The organism is Psychroserpens sp., assembly GCF_045105015.1.
Lineage (GTDB): Bacteria > Bacteroidota > Bacteroidia > Flavobacteriales > Flavobacteriaceae > Psychroserpens.
Map to the genome: position 1 here is coordinate 1 of NZ_JBGCCX010000094.1, position 14357 is coordinate 14357.

The 14357-nt window shown below is 31.8% G+C and carries 12 protein-coding genes; 9 read left to right on the forward strand and 3 right to left on the reverse strand.

Annotation, left to right across the window (positions count from 1 at the left end; translation table 11 throughout):
* From AB8B90_RS07055 to rodA, 5 genes are all read left to right on the forward strand, one after another.
* Positions 1 to 450, forward strand: a 450-nt coding sequence (locus AB8B90_RS07055; protein WP_405335118.1) for a rod shape-determining protein, incomplete at its 5' end; no start/stop codon positions are given.
* Between the two features lie 19 nt (positions 451 to 469).
* Positions 470 to 1297: a rod shape-determining protein MreC gene (gene mreC, locus AB8B90_RS07060; RefSeq protein WP_405335119.1), complete on the forward strand. Its 828-nt coding sequence runs from the start codon at positions 470 to 472 to the stop codon at positions 1295 to 1297.
* Entirely contained in the window at positions 1290 to 1796 is a 507-nt protein-coding gene (locus AB8B90_RS07065) for a rod shape-determining protein MreD (RefSeq protein ID WP_405335121.1), read from the forward strand. The genes mreC and AB8B90_RS07065 overlap by 8 nt, the downstream gene beginning before the upstream one ends.
* Positions 1793 to 3721 carry a penicillin-binding protein 2 gene (gene mrdA / locus AB8B90_RS07070; RefSeq protein WP_405335123.1) on the forward strand — a complete coding sequence of 643 codons (1929 nt, stop codon included), beginning with the start codon at positions 1793 to 1795 and terminating at the stop codon, positions 3719 to 3721. The genes AB8B90_RS07065 and mrdA overlap by 4 nt, the downstream gene beginning before the upstream one ends.
* 2 nt (positions 3722 to 3723) lie before the next feature.
* Entirely contained in the window at positions 3724 to 5004 is a 1281-nt protein-coding gene (rodA, locus tag AB8B90_RS07075) for a rod shape-determining protein RodA (RefSeq protein WP_405335124.1), read from the forward strand.
* A 203-nt stretch (positions 5005 to 5207) separates the two neighbouring features.
* On the opposite strand, the gene AB8B90_RS07080 is transcribed toward rodA, so the two are convergent.
* Positions 5208 to 6644, reverse strand: a complete 1437-nt coding sequence (locus tag AB8B90_RS07080) for an NADP-dependent isocitrate dehydrogenase (RefSeq protein WP_405335126.1) — start codon at positions 6642 to 6644, stop codon at positions 5208 to 5210.
* Positions 6645 to 6798: 154 nt separating this feature from the next.
* Positions 6799 to 9429 carry a valine--tRNA ligase gene (locus tag AB8B90_RS07085; protein ID WP_405335128.1) on the reverse strand — a complete coding sequence of 877 codons (2631 nt, stop codon included), beginning with the start codon at positions 9427 to 9429 and terminating at the stop codon, positions 6799 to 6801.
* Positions 9430 to 9617: 188 nt separating this feature from the next.
* Here AB8B90_RS07085 and AB8B90_RS07090 point away from each other — a divergent pair, with 188 nt between their 5' ends.
* Positions 9618 to 10043, forward strand: a complete 426-nt coding sequence (locus AB8B90_RS07090) for a DUF1573 domain-containing protein (RefSeq protein WP_405335130.1) — start codon at positions 9618 to 9620, stop codon at positions 10041 to 10043.
* 36 nt (positions 10044 to 10079) lie between these two features.
* Here AB8B90_RS07090 and AB8B90_RS07095 read toward each other — a convergent pair whose 3' ends face one another.
* Positions 10080 to 11432, reverse strand: coding sequence for an aspartyl protease family protein (locus tag AB8B90_RS07095; RefSeq protein WP_405335132.1), 1353 nt, complete (start codon positions 11430 to 11432; stop codon positions 10080 to 10082).
* Positions 11433 to 11541: 109 nt separating this feature from the next.
* Between AB8B90_RS07095 and AB8B90_RS07100 the strand changes: the two genes are divergently transcribed.
* From AB8B90_RS07100 to AB8B90_RS07110, 3 genes are all read left to right on the forward strand, one after another.
* The gene (locus tag AB8B90_RS07100; protein ID WP_405335134.1) at positions 11542 to 12732 is read left to right on the forward strand and encodes a pyridoxal phosphate-dependent aminotransferase; all 1191 of its coding nucleotides are present in this window, start codon (positions 11542 to 11544) and stop codon (positions 12730 to 12732) included.
* Positions 12732 to 13745 (forward strand): UDP-N-acetylmuramate dehydrogenase, encoded by a 1014-nt coding sequence (gene murB, locus AB8B90_RS07105; RefSeq protein WP_405335136.1) that lies wholly within the window; start codon positions 12732 to 12734, stop codon positions 13743 to 13745. The genes AB8B90_RS07100 and murB overlap by 1 nt, the downstream gene beginning before the upstream one ends.
* Positions 13746 to 13956: 211 nt before the next feature.
* Positions 13957 to 14357, forward strand: a 401-nt coding sequence (locus tag AB8B90_RS07110) for an RNA polymerase sigma factor (RefSeq protein ID WP_405335138.1), incomplete at its 3' end; no start/stop codon positions are given.

A 14357-nucleotide genomic window follows, 5' to 3' on the forward strand; every position in this document is an offset into this window, starting at 1 on the left:
ATTTACTACATGCGAACACAGCATAATCTTTATGTTGGAGATCGTACTGCTGAAAAAATCAAAATTCAAATTGGTGCTGCTACTGAAGATTTAGACCTTCCACCAGAAGAGATGAGTGTTCAAGGTCGTGATTTATTAACAGGAAAACCTAAACAAGTGCAAATCTCATTTCGTGAAATTGCAAAAGCTTTAGACAAGTCAATTTTAAGAATTGAAGATTCAGTAATGGAAACGTTATCTCAAACGCCTCCAGAATTAGCAGCTGACATCTATAATACTGGTATTTATCTTGCAGGTGGTGGATCAATGTTGCGAGGCTTAGACAAACGCTTGTCTCAAAAAACAGATTTACCAGTTTATATTGCTGAAGATCCTTTACGAGCTGTTGTTCGTGGCACAGGAATCACCCTTAAAAACTTACCTAAATTTAAAAGTGTATTGATAAAATAACCGAGAATACCTACTTAGCATGCAACAGATTATAAACTTTGTCATTAGAAACAAAACTTTCCTTCTGTTTTTGCTGTTGTTTTTTATTTCAATTTCTTTAACGATTCAATCACATTCTTACCATAAGAGTAAGTTTATAAATTCAGCTAACTTTTTTACAGGTGGTATTTATGAAGGCGCAAGTACTGTGTCAAATTATTTCGATTTAAAAACACAAAATAATATTCTTGTTGAAGAAAACAACAGGCTTCGTTCTCAAATTTTAAATAATAGTGACTCTACAATAGGATCAAAAATTTTAATTGACACCATATCTTATAATGGTCGTTATAAAATTCAGTCAGCTAAAATCATAAATAATAATTATACCTCTTCTAAAAACTACTTAACTATTAACAAAGGTGAAATGCATAGTCTGCGACAAGATTTAGCTGTTATCACTTCAAAGGGTATTGTAGGTATTATTGACAACACATCTAATAGATATGCCAGAGTGCTTTCAATTTTAAATACAAAAAGTCAAATTAATGCTCAACTAAAATCATCCAATCATATTGGCTCACTGGTTTGGGATGCAAAATCTTCAACTAAAGTTCAATTGACAGATATTTCAAAATTTGCACCTATCAAACAAGGAGATACTATAGTTACAGGAGGACAGTCCTCAATTTTTCCTCAAGGAATTCCGATAGGTTTGGTTGAAGATTTTGTGATAGATATTGGAGGTGACACTTACACTGTAAACATTAAGCCATTTAATGATATGACTAACTTATCACATGTATATGTCATTGAAAATCTTGATGCAAAAGAAATAAAACAACTTGAAAACCCAGTTGATGAATAGTTTAAATATTAATAGCATTATACGATTTATTGTACTTATACTAGTACAGGCTTTGATATTTAATCATATCAATTTCATGGATACCATTAATCCGTATCCTTACATATTGTTTATTCTCTTATTCCCAGTAAATAACAATCGTGTCTTGTTTATTTTTTTAAGTTTTATGCTAGGACTGTTTGTAGATATATTTTCAGACTCAGGAGGTGTTCATGCTGCGGCTTGTGTTACCATTGCATTTGCAAGACCTCCAATTTTAAAATTTGCATTTGGAATGATATACGAACATCAACATATTAAATTTAATAACACTGAATTTGGGAATAGAACCATTTACTTTCTCATTTTAATAATTCTACATCATCTCATCTTATTTTCACTAGAAATTTTTAACATTTCAAACATACTTTTAGTGCTTAAAAAGACATTATTTTCATGTGTATTTACACTTATACTTTGTATATTAATTTCAATACTTTTTAGTCAAAAACAACGATGAGAAAACTTCTACTCTTATTAACCGTAATTTCAGTAGGACTCTTATTTATTGCACGCTTATTTTATTTACAAGTGTATAATAAAGAAGCGTACAGCCTTTATGAAGATAATGCGATTAGAAAGGAATACCATTATCCAAAACGAGGCTATGTTTATGACAGAAACGGAAAATTATTAGTTGCAAATCAACCCTCTTATGATGTGATGGTTATTCCAAGGGAAGTTGAACCTTTAGATACGTTGGAATTTTGTAATCTTTTAAAAATTACTAAAGAAGATTTTAAAAGGATTTATGAAAAAGCCTACCGCTATTCTCCAAGACTATCTTCTGTTTTTGTACCTCAACTATCTAAGAAAGATTACGCAGTACTTCAAGAGAAAATGCGAAAATTTGATGGTTTTTACATTCAAAAACGTTCACTTAGAGACTACCAAACTACTATAGGAGCTAATGTTTTAGGTGATATTGGAGAAGTAAACAGACGTAATATTGAAAAAGATCAATATTATAAAATGGGTGACTTAATTGGCAAACAAGGTGTCGAATTGTCTTATGAAAAGGTACTACGTGGTGTTAAAGGAATTAAGTTTATTCAAAAAGATAGGTTCAACAAAAACATAGGGCCTTATAAAGAAGGAAAATTTGACACTTTACCACAACCAGGAAAAGATATTAAAATCACTATAGATTCGGAGCTACAACAGTATGGCGAATTACTAATGACGAATAAACGAGGAGGAATAGTTGCTATTGATCCAAGTAATGGAGAAATTCTAGCGTTAGTTTCAGCTCCTAGTTACAATCCGAATATTCTTGTTGGTCGAGGTCGTTCGAAAAACTTTACAAGATTATTTAGAGACACCATAGCCAAACCATTATTCGATAGAGGTTTACAAGCTCAATATCCTCCCGGATCACCTTTTAAAGTAATTAATGCGCTAATAGCACTTCAAGAAGGAGTTGCAAACACTAATGACAAAGTCTCTTGTCGTATGGGCTATTATTACAGGAATCGTAAATTAACTGGTTGCCATCATCATAAAAGTCCGGTAGATATGAATAGTGGCATTTCTCAATCCTGCAATGCCTATTTTGTAAATATATATAGGCGAATTATTGATAAATATGATGATGCTGGAGATGCTATGAATAAATGGGCTTCGCATGCTAAAAGTTTTGGGCTTGGAAATTTCTTAGGCTACGATTTACAAATAGGTAGACCAGGCAGGATTCCTGATGGAGATTATTATGACAGATCTTATGGAGATAACCGTTGGGGTTCAACATATAATGTTTCTAATGCCATTGGCCAAGGTGAAGTTGAAGCCACTCCAATACAACTAGCTAACATGGTTGCTGCTATTGGTAATAGAGGATATTATTATACACCTCACATAATTAAATCTATTGAAGGAGATACTATTCCAAGTAAATATACAACTCCAAAATACACCACTATTGACAAACAACATTTTGAACCTATTATTGAAGGCATGTTTGATGTATATAACGATGGTACTGCATCTACACTAAGAATTCCAGGAATAGACATTTGTGGAAAAACTGGAACAGCTGAAAATTTTGTCAAAATTGACAGTGTAAAAACTCAATTAACAGATCACTCAATATTTGTTGCTTTTGCGCCTAAGGATAATCCGAAAATTGCAATTGCTGTATTTGTTGAAAATGGATATTGGGGAAGTCGATTTGCTGGTCGTATGGCAAGCTTAATGATTGAAAAATATATAAAAAGAGAAATTACAAGAACAGATATGGAAGATTGGATTTTAACCCATAGTCTGGAAAATGAATATGCCAAACCTTACTCAGGTGAGCCATTTAAAATTAATGGCGAAACAACCTTACAATTAGTAGAGAAGGTTAAGGCACCTCAAGATGATTCTTTTAACAACTCAAATCAATAGGAATGCATAGAGAAAATCATAGAGGCTTTAAGTTTGATTGGGTCATAATCATTTTATTTTTACTACTGGTTAGTTTTGGGTGGCTAAACATTATGTCTGCCTCTCATGTTGGTGATATTGAAAGCTATTTTGACATGAATCAACTCTATGGCAAACAACTTGTTTTTCTTGGCCTCACATTAGTTCTAATTATCTTAATTTTATCAGTTGAAGCAAAGTTTTACGAACGTTTTGCTAGTATCATTTATATAGTCGCCATGTTGGCTCTGGTTGGATTATTTATCTTCGGAAAAGATGTTAATGGTGCAAGGTCATGGTATGGTATTGGAAGCATGACTATTCAACCGAGTGAGTTTGCGAAATTTGCTACTGCTTTAGCTGTAGCGAAATACATGAGTGATTTGCAAACAGACATGAATACACTCAAGCATCAGTTTAGAGCCGTTGCGATAATAATTGTTCCTGCAATCTTGATTTTATTGCAAAATGATGCAGGAAGCACACTAGTTTATGCTTCATTCTTTTTTGTTTTTTATAGAGAAGGGCTTCAACAAATTTATTTAGCAATAGTATTATCTGCAATAATTTTAGCCGTATTTGCTTTAAAATTTGGCATTGTCATTACAGGAATTACTGCTGCAATATTTATTTTTGGAATTTACTTCTTTAGAAGAAAAAAACGAGCCTCTATTGTACAATCTGTTGTTATTCTTCTAACTTGTATTATGTTTTCAGCTGGTGTAAAGTTATTTTATAACCATGTATTGAGGCCGCATCAACAAAATAGAATCAGCCTTTGGTTACGTCTTGAAAAGGATCCAGCTAAACTTGAGCAAATGAAAAAAGAAGAAGCCTATAATCTAATTCAATCTGAAAAAGCAATAAGCTCTGGAGGATTTTCAGGCAAGGGGTTTTTAGAGGGTACTCGAACTACAGGAAAATTTGTACCTGAACAAGAAACCGATTATATTTTTAGTACAGTAGGCGAAGAATGGGGCTTTTTAGGAAGCACCTTTGTTGTGATTCTTTTTGTTGCTCTTATTATTAGGATATTATTTCTGGCTGAGGCTCAAAAGTCTCAATTTAGTCGCGTTTATGGTTATGCAGTGGCTTCCATCATATTTATTCATTTTACTATTAATACAGGAATGGTTATGGGGTTAATACCAACAGTAGGGATTCCACTTCCATTTTTTAGTTATGGAGGGTCTGGTCTTTGGGGTTTTACTATATTACTGTTTATTTTTGTCAAACTAGATAGCAATAAAATAAATGAATGGTAAAAAAAAGTCATCTATACACAGATGACTTTTTTTGAATTAACTACTTGCTATTAACTAATCTACATAAATTTCAAAAAAGAACACTAAATTTAATTACCATCTAAAAAACAATCAATTGATACGGTCAACCTAGTGGCTTATTTTGTATTTAGATTTCATTTGAAGACTAACTCAAATTCATTTTAAATTAATAATCTATTCCTTTATTGACCTTGACCGAGTGAGTATCCACGTTTACCGTCAAAAGTGTAAAGGTTTTCAGTTTTAATAGCATCTACATTGTGATCTAAAGCTGATTTTAGTACTTCAATTATTTTTCCTTTTTGCAATTCTTTCCCATCTTTAACTGCATATCTACATCTCCAATGGTCTGTACAGAATGTTTCTTTAAATCCTTGTGGCCAAACTTTCACACCTCTGTTGGTTATTAAAACTAATTCTAACTCATCATTATCTAATTTCTGTAATTTAGACGCCAATTCATTAGGATTTTCACCTTGCCAATCTACAAACAAATCAACACCTACAACTTTTTTATCTCGTGCTGGTTTACGTTGATATTTTGGTAAAATAAGAGGTGTACTGTTATCGTAAGAAACAGTTGGTAACTGCTTTGGAGCTTTCCCTAAATTAGCGATTACAGCTTCGGCAAATTCTTTAGTACCGACCTTTTTTGTACTCATTACTAGATCATAAACATCTGCTGTGTGAACACCATCTTCAATGGTTCTTAACCAAGCGTTTTGAATATTTTCAGCTACTATATTTTGACCAATATGATTTAACATCATGACAGAGGCATTAATTAATCCTGAAGGATTTGCTATGTTTTTTCCAGCAATATTTGGAGCAGAGCCATGAATAGCCTCGAACATTGCACACTCTTGACCAATATTTGCAGAACCTCCTAAACCAACTGAACCTGCAATTTGAGCTGCAATATCAGACATGACATCTCCATAAAGATTAGGCATAACAATCACGTCAAAAGACTCTGGAGAATCAGCTAATAGAGCAGCTCCTATATCTACTATCCAATGCTCTTTTTCAATTTCTGGATAGCGTCCTGCTACTTCATCAAATACTTGGTGAAACAATCCATCTGTTTGTTTCATGATATTATCTTTTGTAAAACAAGTCACCTTTTTTCTACCATAACGTTTGGCATATTCAAAAGCATAAGTAATGATTTTTTCACAACCTGGCCTACTTATTAACTTTAAACATTGAACAACTTCATCTGTTTGTTGGTGTTCAATTCCTGCATACAAATCTTCTTCATTTTCTCTAATGATTACAACATCCATAAGTGGATGTTTTGTTTGTACAAAAGGATGCATACTTGTACATGGTCTGATATTAGAATACAAACCTAATGTTTTGCGCATGGTTACATTTAAACTCTTATAACCTCCTCCTTGAGGCGTTGTAATTGGTGCTTTGAAAAGAATTTTATTGGTTCTAATTTTTTCCCATGCCTTGTCAGAAATACCTGTAGAATGGCCGTTCAAATACATCTTTTCTCCAACTTCAATTTCTTCAAAGTTTATATCTGCACCAGCAGCATTTAAAACACTTAAGGTTGCATCCATAATTTCAGGACCTATACCATCTCCTTTTGCCAATGTTACTGTTATCATAATTTATATGTTTTAGTTTACACTGCAAAGATGATGAGATTATTCTATAAATTTTTATTTATGTTTTTTATGATAAACATAAATAAAACTTACTATTAATATAAAAAAAGAGCTTGAATTAAGCTCTTTTTTTATATTAATAGTAATGGTATTGTTATTGTAGACTTGACAAACTTGCCTTAATAGTTTCAATTTTAGCTAAGGCATCAGCTTCTTTTTTACGTTCACTAGCAACGACTTGTTCAGGAGCATTATTTACGAAACGTTCATTTTTCAACTTACCTTGAACTGATTTCAAAAAACCTTCAGTATATTTTAGTTCTTCTGTTAGTTTTACAATTTCAGCTTCGACATCTATGCTGCCTTCCATTGGAATAAAATATTCATTTGAAAGTACTCTAAACGTCAATGCGCCTTCAACAGTTTGTGTAACCGAACTCATCTCAGACACATGACCCATTTTAGAGATGATTGAATCATATTTAGCTTCGAAGTTTTCGTTATTTAGAACCTTCAATTCAATTGAATCTTTAAAAGCAATATTCTTTTCTTTTCTAATGGTTCTGATTCCTGAGACAATATCTTTTACAATTTCAAAGTCAGAAATCAATTTTGAATCGAATGCTTCTATTTTAGGGTATTGAGCAACAATTAAGGCATCTTGTGGTTCACGATCAGTAATATGCTGCCATATCTCCTCAGTTAAGAAAGGCATAAAAGGATGTAAGATCCTTAAGTTATTTTCAAATATAGAAATCACTGAAGCATAAGTTCTCTTATCAATTGGTTGTTGGTATGCTGGCTTTATCATTTCTAAAAGCCAAGAACAGAAATCATCCCAAATTAATTTATACATACTCATTAAAGCATCTGATAATCTGTACTTACTATAATGGTCTTCAATTTCTACTAAAGCATTTTGAAACTTCTGTTCATACCAGTCGATAGCTATTTTAGAAGATTCTGGTTGGTCGATATCTTTTATTTCCCATCCTTGAACTAATCTAAAGGCATTCCATATTTTATTAGCAAATCCTTTACCTTGATTGCATAACTCTTCATCAAACATTAAGTCATTTCCAGCAGCTGCGCTTAACAGTAAGCCTACTCTAACACCATCAGCACCATAATCTTCAATTAGTTTTAAAGCATCTGGAGAATTACCAAGTGATTTAGACATTTTACGTCGTTGTTTATCTCTTACTAAACCTGTAAGATATACATTTTCAAAAGGTCTTTGATCTTTGTATTCATAACCAGCTACAATCATTCGAGCAACCCAAAAGAATAAAATATCTGGACCAGTAACTAAATCATTTGTTGGATAATAATATTTTATTTCTTCGTTTTCTGGGTTTCTAATACCATCAAACACACTCATTGGCCATAACCATGAGCTAAACCAAGTGTCTAAAGCATCTGAATCTTGGCGTAAGTCGCTAGTTGTCAATTCTTGATTATTTGCTTTTTCTTTGGCGAGTTCTAAAGCTGATTCAATTGTTTCAGCAACTACAAAATCTTCTTTACCATCTCCATAATAAAACGCTGGAATTTGTTGTCCCCATCGTAACTGACGAGAAATATTCCAATCTCGAATATTTTCCATCCAATGTCTGTAGGTATTTTCAAATTTCTTAGGAAATAACTTAACATCACCATTTTTGAGAACAGCATCTAGTGCTGGTTTAGCCAAATCTTCCATTTTCAGGAACCATTGATCACTTAAACGAGGTTCGATAATCGCTTTTGTTCGTTCTGAAGTACCAACTTTATTTATATGATTTTCCGTTTTAACAATAATTCCAGCTACTTCTAATTCTTTTGCAACTGCTTTTCTTACCACAAAACGATCCTGACCTTTATAATGCAGTCCATAACTATTTAGTGTTGCATCTTCATTAAATATATCAACCACTTCAAGATTATGTTTATCACCTAAAACTTTATCATTTTCATCATGTGCAGGAGTTACTTTCAAACAACCTGTACCAAACTCAACATCTACATATTCATCTTCAATAATAGGTATCACTCTTCCGCAGATAGGCACAATAGCCTTCTTTCCTTTTAAGTGTACAAATCGTTCATCGTTGGGATTAATACAAATAGCAGTATCTCCAAAAATTGTCTCAGGACGAGTCGTGGCAATAGTTAATTTTTCATCACTGCCTTCAATTTTATATTCTAAATAATAAAGTAAACCTTGTTGTTCAATATGAATAACCTCTTCATCAGACAAAGTGGTTTTAGCTTCGGGATCCCAATTTACCATTCGATAACCTCTGTAAATCAAACCTTTGTTGTATAAATCAACAAACACTTTGATAACGGCTTCACTCATATCATCATCCATCGTAAATTTAGTACGATCCCAATCACAAGAACATCCGAGTTTTTTTAATTGCTCGAGAATAACTCCTCCATATTCTTCAGTCCAATCCCAAGCATGTTTTAAAAATTCTTCTCTTGTCAAATCATTTTTATCAATACCTTGAGTCTTAAGTTTTGCTGCAACTTTAGCTTCTGTAGCAATAGAAGCATGGTCTGTACCAGGAACCCAACAAGCATTTTTTCCTTGCAATCTTGCCCTCCTTATTAGAACATCTTGAATGGTATTATTAAGCATGTGTCCCATATGCAGGACTCCTGTCACATTTGGTGGAGGAATAACTATTGTATATGGTTCTCTTTCATCAGGAACAGAATGAAAATAATTATGCTCCATCCAGTAGTTATACCACTTACTTTCTACATTAGATGCTGAATATTTTGTCGGTATGTTCATGCTTTGGTATTGTTTTTGCTTTATGACAGACAAAAGTACTTATATTTCTTTTTTTGCGAAATTAATGTCGGTATATTATTGACAGATTTATCCTAGAGGATGTTAATTAATATTGCATTACATCTAATTAATTTTGCAGAATGCTAAAAAGTAAGTAGTTTTGATAGTATCAATTTAAAATTTAAATGATGAAAAATGTAATATTAATTTTATTTGTAGGTTTACTAAGCTTGGGTGTTTCAGCTCAAGAAAAGGTTGCAAAAATAGAATTTGAAACCGATGTAATTGATTATGGTACCATTGATAAAGGATCTGATGGTGTAAGAGTATTTAAATTCACAAACACTGGTAATGCACCTTTAATAATTTCTAAAGTAAAATCTACCTGTGGTTGTACTGTACCTAAAAAACCAGACGGACCTATAATGCCTGGAGAAACTGGTGAAATTTCTGTTAAGTATGACACAAATAGAGTAAATCCAATCAGAAAAACTATAACAGTCACTTCTAATGCTGACACTCCTAGTGTAGCATTAAAAATTAAAGGTTTAGTTGTAGATCCTAGCAAACAAAATCCGCTAGAGAAAAAAGACAAAAGTGTGATGGAACAATAATATCGTTCTATCTAATTATAATACAAGAACTCTCATTTATGGGAGTTCTTTTTGTTTGAAGACATCTTCAAGTACAAAATTGAAATTCATGATTTCTTTATCGCGTTCTACTTTTAATCGAATAGATTTTCCTGGTCGATTTCTAAAATAACTAATCACCTCTTGTAACTTTAATGTGTGGGCCTCCTTACCATTTACACTTAAAATAATATCATCAACTTTAAGGCCTACTTTTTCAGCTACAGAATTCTTCCTAATTAAAACTATAGTAAAGGCTGGCTGTAATTTGTACTCATAATGATTAGAGTAATTAATAGAAATTTTGTCTTTGTTTTTTTGACCATAAGAATCAAAAATTGAATTTCTAGTTAACTCTTTTACAACTCTCAATCCCGTTTGCTCTATTACAATTCCACTTCTATTATAATGAAAACCAGCTTTAAAACCTCCATTTTTTTTTAATGTCATTTTAGCTTTCCCATAGTCTATGATGAGATTAAAGCGTTTTAATATTTCTGCTCCAATACTTCCATTTCTACCTCTAATTTTACGAGCGTGAACGATTGCTGTGGAATCTGGAAATGCTACGTTAACATTTTTAAGTTCAAAATTTTTGAGGTTTACAGATTTAATTAAAGATCTTTTTCCGTAGACATTTCCACTTAAACCTCGACCTAAAAAATCATCAAAATAATTATAATATTTTGCTGAAATACCTAGACTGTCGTCTTCAAACAACCATAGTGCGTCACTGCTACCTGTATCCACTAGTAGTTTAACAGGTAGCTTTTTTTCATCTAGCATTACTTCAATGTCTATGTAAGGTTTGTTATTGTAGAAAGACAAATTAAAAGTTTCACAACTTTTACATTTCTTGTATTTGTAGGCATCCTGTCTATGAAGCTTTAAATATTTTGACCGATAATTAATTTCTACAACAAAGTTTTTGAAAATATCATAACCAATTATACCATGTACAGGAACTCCTAATCTAGGTGTGAAATTTATATCTTGGTCAAAAACAACATAGATATATTGATTGACATTAACAGTATTTCCAATTTTAAAAAAATTATTCTGAGATTTTAATGCTTCAACAGATTCACCATCACCTAAACCTCTCAGAAAGATAGTCTCTACATTATTAATCTGAAGTGAATCAATATTTGTAATATTAAATAATATTGGCTTACTAACTCCTGTGTCTAACAAAAAAGAAAGTTCAACACCATTAATTTCGACAGGAATAATCATCTGATTATTAATAAGTTGAAATTTAATTTTATCAGTTCTACTTTGAGGTAAATCAAATTCTCCTTGACCAAAAGAAAAGGTAAAACATAGCAAGAATAAAAAAGAAGTAACAAATATTTTTTTTAATACCATCATAGTCTAATAAACAAGTTACAAATCTTTACTACATCTTATATTTTTAGCTCATTTTTTTAAATAAACTTTAAGATAATTTTCAGAACTTTACAACTTAAATAATTTCATTATGCCAAGAATATCAAAAAAAGGGCAAGACATGCCAGAATCTCCAATTCGAAAACTGGTGCCTTTTGCTGAAAACGCTTACAAACAAGGAAAAACAGTATTTCATCTTAATATTGGTCAACCTGATATTAAAACACCTCAAGTTGCATTAGATGCTGTAAAGATTCACTCTTTAGATATTTTAGCATACACTCGATCTGAAGGCTCTGAAGCTTTTCGCGAAAAACTGGCCAATTATTATGCTAATCATAGCATCCCTGTAAAACATGATGATATAATTGTTACCACTGGTGGTAGTGAAGCTCTCCTATTTGCATTCGGAAGCATTACAGATATTGATGATGAAGTGATAATACCAGAACCATTTTATGCAAACTACAATGGATTTTCAACTGCTTCTGGTGTAAAAGTAGTTCCTGTTATTTCTAAAATTGAAGATAATTTCGCCTTACCTCCTATTGAAGAATTTGAAAAATTAATCACTGCTAAAACAAAAGCAATTTTAATATGTAATCCAGGGAACCCAACTGGATACCTTTACTCAAAAGAAGAGATAAAGAAATTAGCAGCTATTGTAAAAAAACACGATTTATTTTTAATTGCTGATGAAGTGTATAGAGAATTTGCTTATGATGGTATTAGTCATTACTCAATCTTACAAGAAGAAGGTCTAGAGAACCATGCTATAGTTATTGATTCTGTCTCTAAGCGATATAGTATGTGTGGCGCTCGAATTGGTTGTTTAGTGTCAAAAAACAAAGAAGTAATAAAAACTGCCTTGAAATTTGCTCAGGCAAGATTAAGTCCGCCAACACTTGCACAAATTGCTAGTGAAGCAGCCTTAGAAACACCACAAAGTTATTTTGACGATGTCATTGACGAATATGTACAACGAAGAAATATTCTTATTGAAGAACTCAACAAAATTGAGGGTGTACAAGTTGCTAATCCAAAAGGTGCTTTTTATTGTATCGCTCAATTACCAATAAAGAATTCAGATACTTTTGCCCAATGGCTTTTAGAATCATTTGATGTGAATGGAGAAACTGTTATGGTGGCTCCTGCTGCAGGATTTTACAGTACACCTGGAGTTGGACTAAATCAAATTAGAATTGCTTACGTTTTAAATAAAGAGAGTTTAGTTAAAGCTGTGAATATTTTAAAAGAAGCACTAAAAGTTTATAAAGACTAGTGCAAATTCAAAATAACATATCTCTAAAACATTACAATACGTTTGGTATAGATGTTAAAGCAAAACAGTTTGTTTCTGTTAATTCTATAGATGAATTAAAATCGATTTATAAGTCTGAGAAGCATTCTCCTAAATTTATTCTAGGTGGCGGAAGCAATATGCTACTTACCAAAGACATTGATGCACTGGTTTTACATATTAACCTAAAAGGTATAAACATCACTTCTCAAACAAAAGATACTGTATTTGTTCAAGCTAAAGCGGGCGAAAATTGGCATGAATTCGTACTTTGGACTTTAGACAATGATTTTGGTGGTTTAGAAAACCTTTCACTTATACCAGGAAATGTTGGCACAAGTCCCATTCAAAATATTGGTGCTTATGGTGTAGAACTTAAAGACACTTTTGAATCATGCGAGGTCTTAAATCTTGAAACCTTAGAAGTGGAAACATTTAAAAATTCTGATTGTGGATTTGGTTATCGTAATTCAATTTTTAAACAAAACGCTAAAGACAAGTATATCATATTGAATGTCTTATTTAAATTAACTAAAAAGCATCATATTCTTAATACTAATTATGGAGCTATTACCTCAGAATTAGAGCATATGAAAGTTTTAAAACCTACAATACAAGACGTTTCTAAGGCTGTCATATCAATAAGACAGAGTAAATTACCTAACCCAAAAGAAATTGGAAATAGTGGAAGTTTTTTTAAAAATCCAATAATATCAGAAACTGCATTCTTAGAATTACAAAACAATTTCCCTAAAGTACCACATTATGTAATTTCAAAAAATGAAATTAAGGTACCTGCTGGCTGGTTAATAGAAACTGCTGGTTTTAAGGGAAAAAAACTCGGTAACTATGGTGTTCATAAGAAACAAGCTTTAGTTCTTGTAAATTATGGTGGAGCTTCAGGAAAAGACATCCTTGAATTGTCAAGACTCATTCAAAAAACTGTATTCCGCCTTTTTGATATCAATATTGACGCTGAAGTAAATATTATTTAAACAAAAAGCCTCAATAAATTGAGGCTTTAATTTTTCTGTAAAAATTTGAAAAAGCTATTAATCAACCCCTTAAGAAAGGACATAAATTTTGACAGATTTAATCTTAATTTTGTTCCGTTAATTTTTAATTAACTTTACCAACCTTAATATATACGAACACAACTATATATTTGGACCATTTCAAATTCAATTTTAACATAATTAATTTTTTTTGAGTACTCCTATAGAAAACCAAATTGTAAAACTACTTGAGAGTGGTGATAAAAAAGCCATAAGTCTGCTCTATGAAAATTACTCAGACAGTTTATATGGGGTAATTCTTAAAGTGACCATAAATGAAGAAATTGCTCAAGATGCTTTACAAGAAACTTTTGTTAAAGTTTGGAAAAATGCTAAAAAGTACGACTCAAAAAAAGCAAAACTATTTACTTGGTTATATCGAATTGCAAAGAATACAGCCATCGATAAATTAAGAAGCTTCAATAATAGATTTGAAAAAGAAGTCCAAATTGATAAATCAAACGTATATATCTTACCAACAGCTAATTTAAATCAAGATGTATTAGATTTAAAAGAGCATGTAGGAAGATTAGACGAGAAGTACCAAATTGT

What these genes read in the sequence shown, in the direction of transcription:
- mreC (WP_405335119.1), top strand. Translation starts at nt 470, where the DNA reads ATGCAACAGATTATAAACTTTGTCATTAGAAACAAAACTTTCCTTCTG.
- AB8B90_RS07065 (WP_405335121.1), top strand. Translation starts at nt 1,290, where the DNA reads ATGAATAGTTTAAATATTAATAGCATTATACGATTTATTGTACTTATA.
- mrdA (WP_405335123.1), top strand. Translation starts at nt 1,793, where the DNA reads ATGAGAAAACTTCTACTCTTATTAACCGTAATTTCAGTAGGACTCTTA.
- rodA (WP_405335124.1), top strand. Translation starts at nt 3,724, where the DNA reads ATGCATAGAGAAAATCATAGAGGCTTTAAGTTTGATTGGGTCATAATC.
- AB8B90_RS07080 (WP_405335126.1), bottom strand. Translation starts at nt 6,644, where the DNA reads ATGATAACAGTAACATTGGCAAAAGGAGATGGTATAGGTCCTGAAATT.
- AB8B90_RS07085 (WP_405335128.1), bottom strand. Translation starts at nt 9,429, where the DNA reads ATGAACATACCGACAAAATATTCAGCATCTAATGTAGAAAGTAAGTGG.
- AB8B90_RS07090 (WP_405335130.1), top strand. Translation starts at nt 9,618, where the DNA reads ATGAAAAATGTAATATTAATTTTATTTGTAGGTTTACTAAGCTTGGGT.
- AB8B90_RS07095 (WP_405335132.1), bottom strand. Translation starts at nt 11,432, where the DNA reads ATGATGGTATTAAAAAAAATATTTGTTACTTCTTTTTTATTCTTGCTA.
- AB8B90_RS07100 (WP_405335134.1), top strand. Translation starts at nt 11,542, where the DNA reads ATGCCAAGAATATCAAAAAAAGGGCAAGACATGCCAGAATCTCCAATT.